The sequence below is a fragment of the Saccharicrinis fermentans DSM 9555 = JCM 21142 genome (assembly GCF_000517085.1).
In the GTDB taxonomy this organism is placed as follows: domain Bacteria; phylum Bacteroidota; class Bacteroidia; order Bacteroidales; family Marinilabiliaceae; genus Saccharicrinis; species Saccharicrinis fermentans.
Map to the genome: position 1 here is coordinate 555,317 of NZ_KI912107.1, position 19,596 is coordinate 574,912.

Sequence of the window (19,596 nt, forward strand, 5' to 3'; positions counted from 1 at the left end):
GATTAAATTGCTTTAAATATAACAGATGCATTATGACCTCCAAAACCAAATGTGTTTGATAAGGCAACATTAACTTCGCGTTTTTGTGCCTTATTAAAAGTCATGTTTAATTTAGGGTCGATCTCAGGATCATCCTCAAAGTGGTTAATTGTAGGAGGAACAATATTGTGTTTGATCGCTAAAATACATGTAATAGACTCAACAGCTCCTGCTGCACCTAAAAGGTGTCCAGTCATTGATTTTGTTGAGCTGATATTTAAATCGTATGCATGTTGACCAAAAACTTCTTTGATGGCAATGGTTTCAGCAATGTCTCCACGAGGAGTAGCTGTACCATGAACATTGATATAATCAATATCTTCTGGTTTAGTACCGTTGTCTTTCAAGGCCATCAACATAACATTTTTGGCTCCGATACCATCGGGATGTGGAGCTGTCAAGTGGTATGCGTCGGCAGTCATTCCTGTACCTACTACCTCACAATAGATTTTAGCACCGCGTTTCACCGCATGCTCATATTCTTCCAATATCAATGATGCACCTCCTTCTCCCATTACAAAACCATCACGGTCTTTGTCAAAAGGACGAGAAGCTGTTTTGGGATCATCGTTACGGGTTGAACAAGCTTGCATTGAATTAAAACCTCCCATACCTGCTTCACTGATGGCTGCTTCTGAACCTCCAGTAACAAATGCTTTTGCTTTACCTAAACGTATAAGGTTATAGGCATCACTAATCGCATTAGTGGAGGAGGCGCAAGCCGAAACGGTATTGAAATTGGGGCCTCTAAATCCGTATTTCATTGAAATATGACCAGCAGCAATATCGCCAATCATCATTGGTATAAAAAATGGGCTGAAACGTGGAGTACCATTGCCTTCCACAAAACCCTTAACCTCTTTTGTAAATGTTTGAATTCCACCAATACCAGCACCCCAGACAACACCTACCTCATCGTGGTTGATGCTTTCGTGGTTGATGCCAGAGTCTTGAACAGCCTGCTCAGCTGCTATCATAGCAAACTGAGCAAACATGTCAAGTTTTCTTGCTTCTTTGCGATCAAAATATTCATTCGGATCGTAATTTTTTACTTCGCAAGCAAATTTTGTCTTGAAATTGGTGGCGTCAAATCGAGTAATGGGTGCGGCACCGCTTACTCCTTCAACCAGGTTCTTCCATAGTTCATCAATGGATTTACCCAAAGGAGTGATGGCTCCTAATCCCGTTACTACTACTCTTTTTAACTCCATAACTTCGTTTAAAATGTAAACTTCGTTTAATTTAGCTTACTTAGCATTTTCCTCTATATAAGAGACGGCATCGCCTACGGTGCCAATGTTTTCCGCTTGATCATCAGGAATTGCGATATTGAATTCCTTTTCAAACTCCATGATCAACTCAACAGTGTCAAGAGAGTCAGCTCCTAAATCATTTGTGAAGCTTGCTTCAGTTGTAACTTCAGTTTCGTCAACTCCTAGTTTGTCTACGATGATTGCTTTTACTCTTGATGCAATGTCAGACATAGCTTTTAATTTTAAGTTAATAATTAAAATTTATTGATTAAAATAACTTTGCAAAGGAAAAAAAATCGGCATAATCAGCCAAATATTATTTCAATAAAATCATTTCGGGACGTTTTTTTTCTAATTTTGAGCACTGTAAAATCGCTATTAATAAACCTATATATAACAGGAAATGAGTAAGGTTGCAATTTTTGCCTCGGGGTCTGGAAGTAATGCAGAAAACATTGTAAAATATTTAAAAGAGAGGTCTAAATCGGTCGATTTTCACTTTTTTACCAACAACAGTAATGCTTATGTCAATGAGCGAGCGCTTAAATTGGATGTTGGCATCACTTTATTTTCGCGTGAAGCGTTTTATCAATCGGATAAAATAATCCGACTTTTAAAACAAGAAGAGTTTGATCTTATCGTATTGGCAGGTTTTTTATGGTTGATCCCCGAAAATTTGGTGGAAGCTTTTAAGGGACGTATTATTAATATACATCCAGCCTTGTTGCCTAAGTATGGTGGAAAAGGAATGTATGGTAAAAAAATTCATGAGGCTATTGTTGCCAATCATGAAGATGAAACGGGAATCACCATTCATTTTGTGGATGCTAATTATGATGAAGGAAAGATTATCCAGCAGGTTTCATGTGAAGTATTGCCATCGGATACGGCTGATGATGTGGAGGCCAAAGTGCATGCCTTGGAGTATGAACACTATCCTAAGGTCATTGCACAATTATTGGACTTATTGGAATAGTTGAGAGATACTGCTTGGTACATTGTATGTATGTCTAATTTTTTTGGAGAGGTTTGTATTAGTCGGGATTTATTTCTATATTAAAAAGAAAATGTCTACGCTTTTAGATGCTGCTTATATAACCGATAAATTGGGTATCGACCTTCCATTGATTGCTGTTTATGATGCCCCTCATGATGCTTCTTTTGAGAGAGTGATTGTACCGGTGGCGCATCGAAGAACTTGTATTTTTGCCTATTTCAATGCTTGGATGCGAGGACAGACTTTAATGTTGACCTCTGCCAATTGTGGTTGTAAAGATTGTAGTTACTGGTTGTTGGGTAAGGAGAATAGGAGTAGAAAGGATCTTATTGAATTGCTGGTGGGAGAGGAAGGCGTGAAGTGTTCGGACGAAATAGCTGCCGCTTGGTTGAATGCGACACCTCATTATCGCCCCAAACACACATGTTTGTATATTGGATTTTTAAAGAACGCTATGATAGAGTATCTTAAAACGGTTACTTTCTTTGTAACCCCCGATCAGTTGAGTGCTTTAGTTGTGGCGGCAAATTATCATGTCGGCTCGCAACAGGTGAGCCCAGTGGAAATCCCTTTTGGATCGGGGTGTATGCAACTGCTAGCTCCAGCTTCTGCGCTTGAAAAACCCAAGGCGGTGCTTGGAGCCTCAGATTTGGCTATGCGCAAGTACTTACCTGATAATGTGATGGCTTTTACTGTTAATGGAAAGATGTTTGAAATCCTTTGCTCCATTGATGATAATAGCTTTTTAAATAAAGCCTATTTACGTGAGTTGATGGAGTTCAGAAAATTTTCAAAATCCTCTGAATAGCTGAGGTATAGGTCAAGTTGTCTTGAGGGCCTTTTGTACAGCTATTCTTCTTATGCCTGTTTTATCATTGTTTCACAGGAAGCGATAAGTTGTCAATGGATTCTTTTAAGGGTTTGTAGAACTCTTTGAATCTTCTCATATCCTCTTTCTTTACGGGTTCAACTGGTGGTGCTTTTACCTTTAATGGATCAATGGGTTTACCATTTTTGAAGACTCTGAAGTCAAGATGCGGACCCGTTGAAAGACCCGTTGATCCCACATAAGCGATTAGTTCTCCTTGTTTTACTTTTTTGCCTTTGACAATGCCTTTGGCAAACCCATTAAGATGCATATAAACGGTTGTATAAACACTGTTGTGTTTTATCTTAAGGTAGTTTCCTCCACCTTTAGCCTGATATCCCTTGGCGATGATTCTTCCATCTCCTATGGAAAATACATGGGTGCCTTTGGGCGCTGCATAATCTACACCGTGGTGTGGTCGTCTTATTTTTAGTACGGGATGATATCTGCTGTTGGAAAAACGACTGCTGATACGTGAAAATTTCAAAGGTGCTTTTAGAAAGGCTTTGCGGAGACTTTTACCATCTTCGTCGAAATAGTTGGATGTGAGGCTGTCTTCTTGAAAATTAAAAGCATAATAATCGTCGCCCCGGTGATGAAAAAGTGCCGCTTCAATGGAGTTTATACCAACAGAAGTTGAATCTACGTAATTCTCGGTGTACATTACTTTAAAATAGTCACCTCTTTCAATACCAAAAAAATCGACTGTCCATGCATAAATATCGGATAATTCCAGCGCCAATAATGGACTGGTATTATTTTCTGTCATGGCGTTCCACAATGAAGAGTTTATTTGTCCGGACGCTGTTTTTTGTATTCTTTTCACTTCTTTTTTCCCCTTGGAGAAGGTGATTGAATCGTTCAGTTGGTAAACGATATAGTTTATTTTATCTATCTCATATACAAAATAGGCGGCGGTATGTAAACTATCCTTATTAAGAAAAACATGGTATGGATTACCTACTTTTATTTTTTTTACATCGAAGGTGTCTTTGCTTTTGTGTGCCAATAAATCAATTTGTTTGTAGGGTATGTTGTATTTAAGCAGGATGGATGCCAGGAATTCGTTTCTCTTTACCCTATTACGTTCTACGATAAAAGAGTCTACGGGTAAACCAAACTTTAGGTTGATAGGCTCCTTCTCTTTAACGAGGGTAGTTGAATCAACGGATGTTTTTTTGCTTTCGCTCTTTTTGTCGGATGAGCAACTTACCACTGTGGAGATGATAATGAGTAACAATAGATATTGAAATGGTGTTTTTTTGAGAGTTATATGCATCATGCTTTTAAAAATTGTATTGTGTTTTGCAGTTTGATATCGCAAGTTATCACATCAAACGAATAAATCAAGAGAGAAATTGTCGATTTCTGGCAAAAAGTTTTAAAAAAGATGAATATGAACGATCTTTCCATTGTACAGTAATTTTATCATCCTTTAATTCTGTCAAAACCTTTACCAAAAACATTAGAGACATTTCCCATTGTTACAAAGGCCTCCGGATCGACATCCTTTATGATTTTTAGTAGGATAGAGGATGTGCGTTTTTTTGAGATGACCAATAATATTTTTCGGTGCTCCCGGGTATAGCCACCAATACTGTCAATCATCGTTACGCCTTTATTACCTACTGTGATTATTTGATCCATCATTGTTTCGTATTTGTCTGTGATGATAAATATTTGTACGGTTTGTTTGTTGCCGGATATTATCATGTCAATACAGTAGCTATAAATGGCCATTGATATTAAGCCGTACATAATTTTTTCAATGTCCTGAAAAACGATATAACTAGTGGAAATAATGACAATGTCGAAAGTGAGTAGGAGACGTCCTAAGCTGTAATTTTTATATTTATTTATGATCATGGCAATGATTTCGGTGCCACCCGTACTGCCTCCGTTGATAAATAAAATAGCGGTGCCCCCACCTCCTAATACAGCACCAATTAATGTAGCCATAAAAATATCGCTGACTACAGGTTCAGTAAAGTGCTTGGTGAGTATGGATAACATGGTTGAAAATAAGACGATGCAGTAAACCGTTTTTATACCGTAGGACAGACCTAATATTTTTACGGCGAGCAATATCAATAAGGCATTGATAATTAGTGAAGTGATGCCGATATCCCATCCCCATAGAAAATAGAAGGTGCTGGATAATCCGGTGATTCCGCCACCAACAATGTCTGAAGGAATAAGAAATCCTGCCCATCCAAGGCTTGAAACGCACACTGCAAAGGTGAGTATTACATATATCTTTAGCTCATTAAATACTTTTGTTGATTCCATAAACATAGAAATTTATCAGACATTAATTATTTTTCAAAAGCGACTACCTAATGATTGTTTTATGATTTATTTTGTGTTTACCCATTTGCTTAACATGTTTATTTGTACTTGCCATTGAATACTTGGAATAATCAACTATACCTTAAGTTGGTCGAATCCTCTACCGTAAACACCCGAAACGGTTCCCATGGTTACAAAGGCATCAGGATCAATGTCTTTGATGATGCGAAAAAGGATGGTAGAGGTTCGTTTCTTGGAGATTACCATTAATACCTTTTTTTCATCTCCAGTGTAGGCACCTATGCCATCAAGTATGGTACAACCTTTTTCCGTTTTAGCAATTATACTATCAGCTATTCTTTTATATTTTTCGCTAATAATGAATAACTGAACGGTTTGTTTATTGCCTGTAATAACCAGATCTACTGCATAGCCAAAAATGGCCATGGTGATAAAGCCATACATGACAATTTCTATGTTTTGAAAAACAAAGTATCCAGTAAATATGATAAATACATCGCAAAGTAATAATAACCTTCCTAAACTTATGTTTTTATATTTATTGATGATCATGGCAATAATATCTGTACCTCCGGTACTACCTCCATTGATAAAGATTAAGCCTCCTCCTGTTCCTGCTAGAGAAGAGCCAATAAGCGTAGACATAAAAGTATCTTCAGTAAGCGGTGTTTTAAAATAGCGCGTTAAAACGGAAAGCAAGATGCCAAATAGTATGATGCAATAAATACTTTTGATACCAAATGAAAAACCTAGCATTTTGATGGCTAAGATAATGAGTATTGCGTTGATGGAGATAGAAACCAATCCCACATCCCATCCCCATAAAAAATGAAAAGTACTGGCTAAACCAGTTATTCCTCCTCCTACAATTCCGGCGGGAATGATAAAGGCGGACCACCCTATAGATGCAATGCAGAGGGAAAGAGTCAACATTAAGTATGACTTAACTTCCCGATAAATTTTTTGCTTTTCCATTGCTGATGCTTAAAATATAAACCGTTTTTTTGTTTGTAAAAAATGATCATTGAAATTTCGGCAAAGTAAACGAAAGCTAGCTATATGAAAATGATACTAATGTCATGTTTTGTGTCTTATTTTATATGATTTTTCTCATGGGTCTTATGCGTTGGAAAAGTTAAAGGTATTTAGTCTCTTTGTTTAACCTGGATTTGTACATAAAGGGATCATTGATTTTGGCGAGTTTTATATGGCTTTTAAAAATTTAATTATATGGAGTGAGCTAGCAAGCGACTTGATTGGTAGTAGTTTTAATTTATAATAGATTTTCTAATGTATTTTGCGGGTTTAATAGCAGGTTAATTGATAAAAAAAGGCCGACATTGTTTGCCGGCCTTCTCTGAATATTTAGTGTTTATTTTTATCCGATCACTACATTGATGATTTTATTGGGAACAATGATGATTTTTCTTATTGTTTTTCCTTCCAGCCATTTTTGTGCACTTTCGTGACTTTTAACAGCTTCTTCAATCTCTTTGTTGGAGGCATCCACTGGCATATTCATCTTAAATCGCATTTTTCCGTTAAATGAAACGGGGTAATTAAAAGAGGATTCTGCTAGGTGAGATGCATTGAATAAAGGCCATGGAGCATCACATACAGATGTTGTATGGCCTAATTTTTCCCATAGTTCTTCACATAGGTGAGGCGCAAATGGCGCAAGTAATATGGTCAGAGGTTCAAGAATTTGGCGTTTATTACATTGGAGTGCCCCAAGTTCATTCACGCATATCATAAATGCACTTACACAGGTGTTAAAGGAGAACTTCTCAATATCGTCACTGATTTTTTTAATGGTCTTGTGAAGCACCTTTAGTTCCTCCTTAGTGGCTTCTTCATTGGATACTTCTAGCTTGTTATCCTTGTTAAAAAATAAGCGCCAGGTTTTTCGTAAGAATTTGTGGACTCCATCAATACCGTTGGTATCCCATGGTTTACTTTGTTCCAGTGGTCCTAGGAACATTTCGTATAAGCGCAATGTGTCAGCCCCATAGTCTTCAATGATGTCGTCTGGATTAACAACATTGAACATTGATTTAGACATTTTTTCTACGGCCCAGCCACAAATATATTTTCCATCCTCTAAAATAAATTCAGCATCTTTGTATTCAGGGTTCCATCCCTTAAATTTCTCAATGTCTAAGATGTCATTGCTCACTATGTTCACATCCACATGAATAGCTGTTGTTTTGTATTCGTTTTTTAGGTGGAGAGATACGAACTTATTGGTGCCATTGATTCGGTAAACGAAGTTAGAGCGCCCCTGTATCATTCCTTGGTTAATCAATTTTTTGTAGGGTTCGTCTTTTACAACATAGCCCATGTCGAATAAAAACTTATTCCAAAAACGTGAATAAATCAGGTGTCCGGTGGCATGTTCTGTACCTCCGATATATAAATCAACATCTTGCCAATATTCGTTAGCCTCTTTACCGACCAAAGCCTGCTTGTTTTTTGGATCCATGTAACGTAAGTAATAAGCAGATGATCCTGCAAAGCCGGGCATGGTATTTAGCTCCAAGGGGTAGGCATCTTTATATACCCAGTTTTTGGCACGCCCCAATGGCGGCTCTCCTTTTTCTGTGGGCAAGAATTTGTCTATTTCGGGAAGCTTCAATGGTAGATCAGCCTCGTCAACCGTTTGTGGCATATCATCTTTGTAATAGACAGGGAATGGCTCTCCCCAATAACGTTGACGACTAAAAATAGCATCGCGTAAGCGGTAATTTATTTTAACGTCGCCCACATTCATTTTACGAATGTAGTCTTTTGTTTTTGCAATGGCTTCGGGCACCTTTAAGCCATTCAAGAATCCTGAATTTATCATGATGCCGGCCTTGGAGTCTTTAGAGTCATCCCATGTAGCTGGGTCGGAGGCTTCTTCTCCTTCAGGGATTACCACTTGTATAATGGGTAAATTAAAGTGTTTGGCAAAAGCAAAGTCACGAGAGTCGTGGGCAGGAACGGCCATGATGGCACCTGTACCATAACCGGCCAGTACGTAATCGCCAATCCAAATGGGAATTTCTTCGCCCGATAAAGGGTTGATGGCATAAGAGCCAGAGAATACTCCGGTTACCTTTTTTACCTCGGCAAGACGTTCGCGCTCTGTTCTTTTTTTTGTTTCTGCAATGTAATGATCAACTGCGTCTCTCTGGTCCTTTGTGGTCAATTGATCTACCAATTCACTTTCGGGAGCTAAAACCATAAATGTAACCCCAAAGACGGTATCGGCACGGGTAGTAAAGATATCCATCTCTATTGAGGAATCCTTAACCTTGAATTTCATCTCTGCACCTTCGCTTTTGCCAATCCAGTTACGTTGAATCTCCTTTAATGAATCTGTCCAGTCTACTTTGTTCAAACCATCCAATAGTCTTTCTGAATAGGCAGATACGCGCAATAGCCATTGGCGCATTACTTTTTGTTCTACCGGGTGTCCGCCTCGTACAGATATTCCTTCTTTCACTTCGTCGTTGGCTAAAACGGTTCCCAAGGCAGGACACCAATTGACCATGGTGTCGGCCAGGTAAGCCAAACGATAATTCATTAATATCTGTTGTTGTTCTTTGTCAGATTTAGCTGTCCACTCATCAGCGGTAAACTCAAGGTTCTCTGTTTGGGCTACGTGCAAGCCTGATGTTCCATTTGTGTTAAAAGCTTTTATTAACTCCGAAATAGGAAGTGCTTTTTGGCTTTTGTTACAATAATAGCTGTTAAACATTTTGATAAATGCCCATTGAGTCCAGTGGTAATATTCAGGATCACAGGTTTTTATTTCTCGATCCCAATCATAACAAAATCCAATTTTGTCTAACTGTTCTCTATATCTGTTCAGGTTTTTTTCGGTTGTAATTGCCGGATGTTGACCTGTTTGGATGGCGTATTGTTCTGCAGGCAGCCCATAGGCATCGTATCCCATAGGATGTAATACGTTAAAGCCATTTAGCCTTTTAAAACGGCTGTATATGTCAGAAGCAATATAGCCGAGTGGGTGACCAACGTGTAAACCTGCTCCCGAAGGATAGGGAAACATATCCAAAACATAGTATTTCGGACGGTTTTTATCAATCTCCACTTTGTAAGTCTTGTCACTTATCCATTGTTTCTGCCATTTTGTTTCAATGGCTTTAAAATTGTAATCCATGTTGTTACGAGTGTTTTGTTCTTTTTAAGCACCTAAAAATAATACGCTTTAGGCGTGAATGTGCGAAATTATAAAATCTTTTTATAAATTTGCCCCACTTTTAATAGGAGCTAGCTATATTATAAAATATTTAGCTTTTATTTTTATTAGGCCCCTTAGTTCAATGGATAGAATACTGGATTCCGGTTCCAGCGATATGAGTTCGAATCTCGTAGGGGTCACTAAAAAAAACCTTCTGACTCACAGAAGGTTTTTTTTTGGTGTACCAGCATTGTGAAAGTATGCCTTTTGTTAGAATTTGTATTTCTTTGGATCAATGGTTTAATCAAATCAAAATTGCCAATGTTTCATTACTTTAGGTTTTATACATGATTGTTCTTTACACTTGTGAATCAGTTGATGGATTATCAGAAAGATGGTTGTGATGGATGCTAATATGTGCAAAATAGCGCTATCTTTGTTTGGTAAAAATTATTAACGAGAAACCTAAAACGGGATGTTTATTATTTTACAAATAAAACCAGAAATATCACTGGCCATAGGATTGCTTGTTACTTTCGTGTTTTTTTGGTTCATATGGCCTAATAGTGGAGGTCTTGCTTTAATTACAAAATTCCTTAGAAATAATAAAAGAGTCCTGCTGGAAGATGCATTGAAGTTTATTTTTGATTGTGAGTACAATAAAATGATTTGCAATATCAATAGCCTTTCTGGAAACTTAAATATCACACTAGAGAAATCAAGTAGTATTCTGAATCAGTTGACGGAGTTAGAATTGGTTACCATCAATCATCAGTCTGTTTCATTAACCGATGAAGGGCGTTCCTATGCATTACGTATTGTGCGGATACACCGGATATGGGAACGCTATCTAGCAGATCAAACGAGTATAGAGCCGGCGGACTGGCACAATGAAGCCGATCGTATAGAGCATTTGGTTACAGAGGAAGAAACAGAGTTATTAGCTGCTCAAATGGGTAATCCTGTATTTGATCCGCATGGTGACCCTATTCCAACTACCGAAGGGATTCTACCCAAAGCGAAAGGTGTTCTTTTGAGTGCTTTGCAAGAAGGAGAGATGGGGCGCATTATCCATTTGGAAGATGAACCTAAAAGTATTTACGAGCAGTTGGTTGTACTTGGCTTATATCCTGGTATGCAGATTTATGTGATTGATGTCACGGAAAAGAAAATTACTTTTGTTGCCAATGGTGAAGAGTGTATGTTGACACCTTTATTTGCGGGATATATTACCATCGAAAAAACTTCTGATGAATCAGTACGCGCTCACAAATATGAATTACTGTCGTCGCTTCGTATAGGAGAAGAAGCTGAAGTATTAGGTATCTCTCAAAATTGTCGTGGTCTGCAACGAAGGCGGCTGATGGATCTAGGTATGGTTCCCGGAAGTCAGATATCTGCAGTGATGAAAAGTGCTTCAGGTGATCCTATGGGTTATCGGGTTATGGGAACAACCATAGGTATCCGAAAACAGCATGCCGATTATGTATTTGTTAAACGAAATGAATAAAAAACATGCATACTAAAGATAATTGCGCAACTTGTCCTGCACATAATAAGGCTAACCTTGTAAAATTAGGCATTAACCTTGAGAATGTGGATTTTGTCATCACCATGGCGGGAAATCCCAATACAGGTAAGAGTACTGTCTTTAATAATCTAACCGGATTACGCCAGCATACGGGTAATTGGCCCGGTAAAACAGTTTCTAGAGCGGAGGGTGGTTTTATTTTTAATGATAAGCGTTATAAGGTCGTAGATTTACCTGGAACTTATTCCTTATTGTCTACCAGCACCGATGAAGAAGTTGCCCGCGATTTTATCTTGTTTGGTCAGCCTGATGTGACTGTTATTGTGGTGGATGCAACACGTCTGGAGCGTAATTTAAATTTGGTGTTACAAATACTGGAACTGACCGATAGGGCGGTAATGTGCGTTAATCTAATGGATGAAGCTAAACGAAATAATTTGGAAATTGATATTCGTACTCTTTCAAAAGAATTAGGGATTCCTGTTATACCAGCTTCTGCTCGAAGAAAAGAAGGAATGAATGAATTACTGCAGGCAATTGAAGAAGTTGCGACAGGTAAGTATCTGTGTAGGCCGCCTAAGATCAAAAGTCGTTCTAAAAAGCTAAAACATGCCATTGAAACTCTTTCTGTAAAAATCAAAGAAAGCTATCCACGACTGCAAAATGTAAAGTGGGTAGCCATGCGTTTGCTTGAGGGAGATAACAGTATAATAGAAGCTGTTCGTTCTGGCGAAATAGGAAACTTACATGAAAAGCAGCTAAAGCGTGAATGATCTAAATTGACAAACACACACAGATGATTGATCAAATATATGGGCGTAGATTTAAGTATTGAAAATGAATCAGGATCGTATGCAAAATAACACAATAAAATCAAAAGGTGAAGAGATTATAGCATTGGCAAATACTGTCAGATGGGATTTAGGGATTGATTTCCATGATTCCATTATAGAATCCATATACGAAGATGCTTCACTCATTGCAAAAAAAACAGTTCAACAAACAGGAGAAAAGGAAGCTTATAGTTTTGATTTAAAAATTGATAAGATTGTGACCAGTAAATGGTTGGGTTTTCCGTTGATGTTTCTAATGTTGACAGTTGTATTTTGGCTTACTGTGGCAGGTGCAAATTATCCATCCGGTTTATTGGCTTCATTGTTAATTGATACCATGCACCCAATACTTAAAGGGTTTGCCGCTTCCGTGAATATGCCCTGGTGGCTCGATGGTGTGCTTATTGACGGTGCTTATCTTTCTATGGCATGGGTTATAGCGGTTATGTTGCCTCCAATGGCTATTTTCTTTCCTATTTTTACTTTGCTCGAAGATCTGGGGTATCTGCCACGTGTGGCTTTTAATATGGATAGTCTTTTTCGTAAAGCTGGCGCCCATGGTAAACAAGCTCTTACTATGAGCATGGGCTTTGGGTGTAATGCGGCAGGTGTTGTCGCCGCTCGGGTGATCGACAGTCCTAGAGAACGGCTAATCGCCATTATTACCAATAATTTCTCTTTGTGCAACGGTCGTTGGCCAACCCAAATTCTTATTGCTTCTATTTTTATGGGAAGCTTAGTGCCTGCAGGGATGGCCGGTATTGTTTCAGCGGGAGCTGTTGTTGCAATAGCTTTGTTGGGTATCTTTTTTAGTTTGGTTGTATCTTGGGTTTTAAGTAAGTCGGTTTTAAAGGGGGAAGCCTCCTCTTTTAGCTTGGAGTTGCCACCTTATCGTCCTCCACGTGTTCTGCAAACTTTATATACCTCACTTATTGATCGTACTATTATTGTTCTCTGGCGTGCAGTCGTTTTTGCAGTTCCAGCTGGTGTGTTTATTTGGTTAGTTGCTAATATTCATATGGGTGATTTAAGTATTGCTGAACATTTTATTCAATGGTCTAATCCATTTGCCATAATATTTGGTTTAAATGGGGTCATACTTTTGGCCTATATTATTGCGATTCCTGCTAATGAAATTGTGATACCTACTATTTTGATGCTTACTGTATTAAGTGCCAAACTTACCGGGGTAGGTGCAGGTTCTGGAGTTATGTTTGAGTTGGATTCGCTGTCTGATACTGCCAATGTTTTGCATGCGGGTGGTTGGACCTTATTGACGGCCGTAAATTTAATGTTGTTTAGTTTGTTGCATAACCCTTGTTCTACGACTATTATGACTATCTATAAAGAAACAAAAAGTGCGAAATGGACATTGGTTTCAACCTTTTTGCCTATCGTTTTGGGGTTTATTGTTACTTTTTTTACCACGCAAATCTGGCTTTTGTTCCATTAATTGGTTTATTGGTGTTTTAAAATAATTGTGACTCATTTTGGCCTGATTAATTTATAAACTTAAAATTCATTAAAATCTGCCTATTTTTTGAGTAGCAATTTCTCATTTTTGGTGTGTTTTACTTTATAATGGAATAGTTGAGACGGTAAAAGTGTTTCCCAAATGGGAATAATTGTATTTTTTTGCTGTGTTTGGGTATTATTCTTCCATACGACAAATTGTCGTTCTGTATAACATGTATGTAAGTGGTTGTTTTGTAGTTATATACTAAATACGAAGTATCGAAAGCATTTCAAAAGGACTTCCCAAGTTCCAGCTTGGTACATAAAACTATGATAACGTTTAACGGCTATTGTGCTGGTCAACCCTGCGGTTCATTGACTGATAATTTCGTACATAAATGGAAGATATCCTTTAGGTGAGAGATCTTGAATATGAATTTTTATAGTTGAGAACTTCTATGCTCTACTTGACTTTGTTTTTATTTTCCCATCACATAACCTTTAAGAATACTTCGAATAAATTTTTGAAAATGTTTTATCGTATCAATAAAGATGTCGAAAAGCAAACAAATAAAGACCTATGAGTTTTAACATTTTAATACAGTACTTTGTGAAAATTGACTGATAGTGGAAATTTTTCTTTGAGTGGAATATTTTTAGCAATTTTTGTTATGTGCTGTAAATTAACTGTTATTTACGTTTCTTGAATTGCCTATCCAAAAAGAACTGTATGACAAATCATTCAGTTTACTATGAATTATTATTCTTTAAGGTATGAAATGTACTGATTTGTAGTGATTTGTAATTATGAAGGATGTCTTTTAACAATTGCATTTTGAAAGAGAATAAGATGTACAACTTGTGTATACTTTTGTTAAAAGATGTTTTATTCTATTAACTACAAATCAAAATCGTCTATGCAAAAAATTGGAATAATTATTTTTTTGTGCCTGTTAACAACAATGGGTTGGGCACAAAAAAAACTGGTCACAGGACGGGTTTATGATGACGAAGGACCAGTGCCTGGTGCTTCTGTTATTGTAAAGGGGTCTGAAAACACACAGTTGGTAGGTACTATAACCGATTTCGATGGTAACTTCTCCATTCGTGTGGATATTAATGATGTTTTGGTAGTATCCTTTATCGGTTATATTACCCAGGAAGTAACTGTCGGAGAAGTTATGTCTCTGAATATTGAATTGAAAAGTGAAACTACACAACTGGAAGATGTGGTTGTAGTAGGTTATGGAGCCCAAAAGAAAGCCTCTATGGTAGGTGCTATTTCGCAGGCCAAAGGAGAAGAGCTTTTAAAGGCCGGTAGTGTTAATACTGTAACAGAAGCTTTGCAAGGTATGCTGCCCGGTGTAACTTCTGTTTCCAGTGGTACTGGTAAACCAGGTGCTGATGCAGGCAATATTATTATACGTGGTGTAGCTACCTGGACAGGAAGTGATGTTTATTCAGGTAATGCTCCTTTGGTATTAGTGGATGGAGTGGAGCGTGATATGAACGATTTAGATCCAAATGAAATAGAAAGTGTTTCTGTACTTAAGGATGCATCAGCAACAGCCGTATTTGGTGTACTTGGTGCCAACGGTGTAATTCTTATTACCACTAAGCGAGGTACTATTTCTAAACCTAAGGTTGGTTTTTCGGCCAATTTCGGATTGAAACAGCCTACAGCATCGCCTGAATATGCCGATTATATTACTTCAATGGAGATGTGGAATGAGGCGGTTGCCAATGACCAATTGTGGGATGAACTCATTCCTGAATATAAGATAAATGCTTGGAAGAATGCCTATGCTACCGGTAATTATGGTCCTGATAATGATTATTTTCCAGAAGTGGATTGGTGGGATGAGATTATGAAAAAGGTAGGTTACCAACAGCAGTATAATGTAAACGTACGAGGAGGTACTAATTTTATGAAATATTTTGCTTCATTGGGATATCTTCATGATGGTGATGTATACAATGGTCAGGAGAATGCTGATTTTGATCCTTCATTTAATTATAAGCGTTATAACTGGCGTTTAAATCTTGACTTGAATTTAACGAAGACAACTGTTTTTTCTGCTAATATGGCCGGTAAGTTAGGTTATCGTCATCAGCCGGGATATCGTATCGATGGTACTACTGAAGATGGATATGGACAGGAACAGTTTTTTAATGCACTTTATACGGCAAGTCGTAATCAGTATCCTGCTGTATGGTCAAATGGTACCTATGCGGCTAACCAAGGTGGGGGTGGTAATCCTCTTGTAGCACTTAATACAGGTGGAGAACGTGAGTATAAGTACTTTCAGGGTTTTTTAGATTTTAAATTAAATCAGAAGTTGGACTTTATCACAAAAGGTTTAAGTGCAAAAGCTTCGTTCTCATATACAAGTAATTCTAATTGGGAGTCTTACATCACAGCAGGAGGGTGGGCGTTTTCCTCTAATGCAATTTTATATAGCCGTTCTTACGACTATGCGCATCCTAATGAGGATGGTACCTTACCATTGATTTTAGAGTCACGTTGGCCTGATGCGGAGGCGACGCTAGGACCTGTAGCTGCTACGTATGATAAGTTTAAAAGCTATAACAAGAAAACTTATTACGAGTTAGCGTTCAATTACGCACGAACTTTTGGAGATCACAAAGTTACTGGTTTGGCTCTGTTTAGTCGTCGTGAACGTAAACCGGGTTCTTATGAAGTTCAGTTTCGTCAAGAAGACTGGGTAGGTCGTGTGACTTATGGATATAAAGATCGCTACTTGTTAGAAGCCAATGGCTCTTATAATGGATCAGAAGCTTTTGCTCCAGGACTTCGTTTTGGTTTATTTTATTCCGGATCTTTGGGGTGGCGTATATCAGAAGAGCCTTTGGTGAAAGAAATGGCAGGTAACTGGTTAGATAACTTAAAAGTACGTTATTCCTATGGTACTTCTGGTTTGGATGGTAGTCAGCGTTTTTTGTATCTACAAGATTATAGTACAGCTAGTTCCAATAACTTTTGGCGAGGTGGTGTCTTTTTTGGCGATACTCAAACGAGCGTGCAATCTCCCCTTTACCGCGAGGGTGATGCCGCCAATGATTTAGCTACCTGGGAAACCTCTATTAAGCAAAATTTAGGAGTTGAGTTTGGTGTATTTAATAAGTTGAATGGAACTTTGGATGTGTATAACGAAAAACGTGAAGATATTTTAATGGACGTTTGGGCACCATTGTGGTATTTGCCTACAGGTAGTGTAGCTACAGGTAATATGGGAGAAACCAAGAATCAAGGTCTTGAGGTTGAATTAAAATGGAATGATAAGCTAAGCGAAAACTTACGTTATTGGGTGAGTGGAAATGCTTCTTTTACCGAAAACCGAATTGTATATCGAAATGATGGGGTTAATACAGCCGATCATTTGCGACAAGCAGGTAAGCCCATTAACTGGACATCTACTTATATTAATAATGGTTATTATAGCAGTTTAGATGATATCTATAATTATGCAACAGCAAATAGTGAAGCAGAACAATCTAAGTTAGTAGCGGGAGATCAACTTTATGTTGATTATAATGGAGATGGTGTAATCACAGCTGATGATAAAGTGGTGAATGAAGACTTGAAATACCCTTTGAATACCTATACACTATCAGGAGGTTTGTCATATAAAGGCTGGGCTTTGAGTCTGCGATTTTATGGTGTATCTAAGGTTAACAAGCTAGTTCCTGACTATATTTTGTATGACAATTTGAGCGGTGATGCAGGTATATATTCTGCCGGGCCAAATGTTACAGGACGTTGGACTGTCGACAACCAAACGAATGCAGTTAAACCTGCATTACATACTTCGCAATATAATGGTTACAGTCAAAAGGAAAGTACCTATTCATACCGTGATGCTTCTTATTGGCGTTTGAAGAATGTTGAAGTGAGTTATAGCTTTAGTAAAAAAGCTTTGGAAAAATATAAAATGAGCAAACTGCAGTTATACATAAATGGGAATAACCTGATGACATTTACTGACTTGGATAAACGTTTAGATCCGGAGGCAACTACACTAAGTGTTTTTCCTATGGTTAAGCGTTATAACATCGGTCTTAGAGCCTCGTTTTAAGCGATGTTTTTTGGTTAACTTTTAATATTTATAAGATGAAACGAATATATAAAATATTGATTGTCCTTTTATTTGCTTCACTTACTGCTTGTGAAGATTATCTGGACATGGTACCATCTCAGGAGTTTAGTGAAGAGGATGTGTACGAAACATATTATACGACGCAGAGTTATTTAGATAACTGTTATCGAGCATTATATGATTTCTCAGGGCCTAATGCTGGTGGTATGGGTATATATCAAATTGAGACGATTACTGATAATGCCTGTACGCAAAGTCCTAACTCTGCTTTTAATTTGGGTGACTGGTATAATAAGAGTGGTATGCAAGAGGTCGGTTGGAATCTTACGAAACAAAACAATGATAATGCTACAGGTAGTGGTTTGCCTATTTATAACAGTTCTTTTTGTTTGCGTATTGCTAACAATCTGATTGAAAATATTGAGACCATACCTGAAATAGGTGCCAGTCAGGAACAAAAGGACTGGCTCATGGGGCAGGCATATTTCTTCCGGGCCTGGTATTACTTTGAATGGATACGTCGCTTAGGTGGTATGCCGCCAGTAAATAAAGTATATACAGGTAGTGAGGATCTTGACTTACCTCGTCAATCCTATAAAGAATGTTCAGAGGATATCATTGAAGACCTGGATATGGCGATTGGTTTATTGCCTCACGAATGGCCTGATGCGGATCAGGGACGTTTGGAAAAATGTTCAGCCTATGCTCTTAAAGGTTTAGTTGCGTTATACGCTGCTAGCCCATTAATGCAGAATAGTGTTGATGAATTAGTCGAGAGAGATGATTATGATATTGATTGGGCTACGCGCGCCGCTCAGTATTCTGCAGCTACTTTGGATTATCTGCAAGCAAATCGTCCTTCCAAAATGATGTTCGATCCAACTGGTTTGACAGAAAAAGAAAGAGATAGTTTATATACTGAGATTTTTTATCATACCAACTATATTGGTAAAGAGTCGTTATTTTGTCGTAGTAGTAACGGAGTATCGGCAGGGACTAATGCCGGAGGACGCGAGGGGGATCTTTCTATGTTATTTCAAAGTCTTCGTGTTTCTGGTCGTTCGGGATCCTGGGGTTTTTCATGTAGTATGCCTACGCAAAACTTTGTGGATGCATTTGAATTTGCCGACGGTACGCCTTTTGACTGGAATAACCCGGAACACGTCGCTAATCCGTATAAGAATCGTGATCCACGTTTTTATAATTTCATTATCTATGCTGGCCGACAGTATGGGAAAGTAGGACATCCAGGGACACATGACTTACCTACTTTTAATTCAAAAGTACCCAAACATGGTACGTACTATTTCGAACCTTGGAAAGCCAGCGACGATTTAGGTGGTGGATGGGGAATGGATAATGCTTATTCTGCTTATAATAAGAGTATTCCAGCCGGGTATATGTTTAAGAAATTCTGGTGGCCTGAAGCTTATGGACAGAACGGATCTAACCCTGATGGATTTGGTACTTATAAGTATAATGCAGAATTTATTCGTACTACTGGTGTTTGGTTAGATTTGGCTGAAGCCTTAAACGAAGTGGCAGGTCCTACGGGGGCTGTTTCCGGAGCTGCAGGCTATACTGCCTTGGACTGTATTAATAAAGTGAGAGCTAAAGCTGGTATGCCTGTTATATTAACTCCCGGTTCTAAGGAAGAGTTCCGTGAAAGAATACGTAACGAACGCCGAATTGAATTAAGTTACGAATATCACCGTTGGTTTGATATTCGCCGCTGGATGTTGTTCGATGATTTATTTGATGAGACATATCCTATTAAAGGGATGGCTTCCACGCTTATAGCTACTGATGGAACAGAAAATCAGGAAAACTGGACCTATGAATATGAGATTAAAGATATTCAGCAATCTTTACGTGGTTATACATTGAGAAACTACTGGTATCCTATTCCTCAATCACATATGGATCGTTTATATAATATTGAACAAAACCCGGGATGGTAAATTATCATTTTTAGAATGATTGCTTTACTAAGAACGCAATATAAA

Annotated in this window: 13 protein-coding genes and 1 tRNA gene; 8 read left to right on the top strand and 6 right to left on the bottom strand. The window is 38.0% G+C overall.

The genetic code is table 11. The annotated features are described in order from the left end of the window. Positions 1 to 2: 2 nt before the first annotated feature. Positions 3 to 1,250: a beta-ketoacyl-ACP synthase II gene (gene fabF / locus CYTFE_RS0102555; RefSeq protein ID WP_027470524.1), complete on the bottom strand. Its 1,248-nt coding sequence runs from the start codon at positions 1,248 to 1,250 to the stop codon at positions 3 to 5. Between the two features lie 36 nt (positions 1,251 to 1,286). Continuing rightward, positions 1,287 to 1,523: an acyl carrier protein gene (locus CYTFE_RS0102560; protein ID WP_027470525.1), complete on the bottom strand. Its 237-nt coding sequence runs from the start codon at positions 1,521 to 1,523 to the stop codon at positions 1,287 to 1,289. A gap of 172 nt (positions 1,524 to 1,695) precedes the next feature. Here CYTFE_RS0102560 and purN point away from each other — a divergent pair, with 172 nt between their 5' ends. Further along, complete coding sequence (purN, locus tag CYTFE_RS0102565; protein WP_027470526.1) at positions 1,696 to 2,268, top strand: phosphoribosylglycinamide formyltransferase; 573 nt, start codon at positions 1,696 to 1,698, stop codon at positions 2,266 to 2,268. Positions 2,269 to 2,359: 91 nt separating this feature from the next. Beyond that, positions 2,360 to 3,097, top strand: a complete 738-nt coding sequence (locus tag CYTFE_RS28275; RefSeq protein ID WP_052342946.1) for a DUF169 domain-containing protein — start codon at positions 2,360 to 2,362, stop codon at positions 3,095 to 3,097. A gap of 64 nt (positions 3,098 to 3,161) precedes the next feature. On the opposite strand, the gene CYTFE_RS24670 is transcribed toward CYTFE_RS28275, so the two are convergent. The 4 genes from CYTFE_RS24670 to leuS all read right to left on the bottom strand — a co-directional run bounded on the left by CYTFE_RS24670 (position 3,162) and on the right by leuS (position 9,632). Then, positions 3,162 to 4,439: a M23 family metallopeptidase gene (locus CYTFE_RS24670; protein WP_052342947.1), complete on the bottom strand. Its 1,278-nt coding sequence runs from the start codon at positions 4,437 to 4,439 to the stop codon at positions 3,162 to 3,164. 146 nt (positions 4,440 to 4,585) lie between these two features. Next, positions 4,586 to 5,446 carry a YitT family protein gene (locus CYTFE_RS0102580; RefSeq protein WP_027470527.1) on the bottom strand — a complete coding sequence of 287 codons (861 nt, stop codon included), beginning with the start codon at positions 5,444 to 5,446 and terminating at the stop codon, positions 4,586 to 4,588. A gap of 135 nt (positions 5,447 to 5,581) precedes the next feature. Further along, positions 5,582 to 6,442: a YitT family protein gene (locus CYTFE_RS0102585; RefSeq protein WP_027470528.1), complete on the bottom strand. Its 861-nt coding sequence runs from the start codon at positions 6,440 to 6,442 to the stop codon at positions 5,582 to 5,584. Between the two features lie 403 nt (positions 6,443 to 6,845). After that, positions 6,846 to 9,632: a leucine--tRNA ligase gene (gene leuS / locus CYTFE_RS0102590; RefSeq protein ID WP_027470529.1), complete on the bottom strand. Its 2,787-nt coding sequence runs from the start codon at positions 9,630 to 9,632 to the stop codon at positions 6,846 to 6,848. 149 nt (positions 9,633 to 9,781) lie between these two features. Between leuS and CYTFE_RS0102595 the strand changes: the two genes are divergently transcribed. From CYTFE_RS0102595 to CYTFE_RS0102620, 6 genes are all read left to right on the top strand, one after another. After that, a tRNA-Arg gene (locus CYTFE_RS0102595) sits at positions 9,782 to 9,853 on the top strand. Positions 9,854 to 10,128: 275 nt separating this feature from the next. Next, a complete protein-coding gene (locus CYTFE_RS0102600) occupies positions 10,129 to 11,163 on the top strand; it encodes a metal-dependent transcriptional regulator (RefSeq protein WP_027470530.1) in 1,035 nt (344 codons plus the stop codon). Positions 11,164 to 11,168: 5 nt separating this feature from the next. Then, a complete protein-coding gene (locus CYTFE_RS0102605) occupies positions 11,169 to 11,957 on the top strand; it encodes a FeoB small GTPase domain-containing protein (RefSeq protein WP_027470531.1) in 789 nt (262 codons plus the stop codon). A 64-nt stretch (positions 11,958 to 12,021) separates the two neighbouring features. Then, positions 12,022 to 13,470, top strand: a complete 1,449-nt coding sequence (locus tag CYTFE_RS0102610) for a nucleoside recognition domain-containing protein (protein ID WP_081735891.1) — start codon at positions 12,022 to 12,024, stop codon at positions 13,468 to 13,470. 919 nt (positions 13,471 to 14,389) lie between these two features. Beyond that, complete coding sequence (locus CYTFE_RS0102615; protein ID WP_027470533.1) at positions 14,390 to 17,569, top strand: SusC/RagA family TonB-linked outer membrane protein; 3,180 nt, start codon at positions 14,390 to 14,392, stop codon at positions 17,567 to 17,569. Positions 17,570 to 17,604: 35 nt separating this feature from the next. Next, complete coding sequence (locus CYTFE_RS0102620) at positions 17,605 to 19,551, top strand: RagB/SusD family nutrient uptake outer membrane protein (protein WP_027470534.1); 1,947 nt, start codon at positions 17,605 to 17,607, stop codon at positions 19,549 to 19,551. Positions 19,552 to 19,596 lie beyond the last annotated feature (45 nt).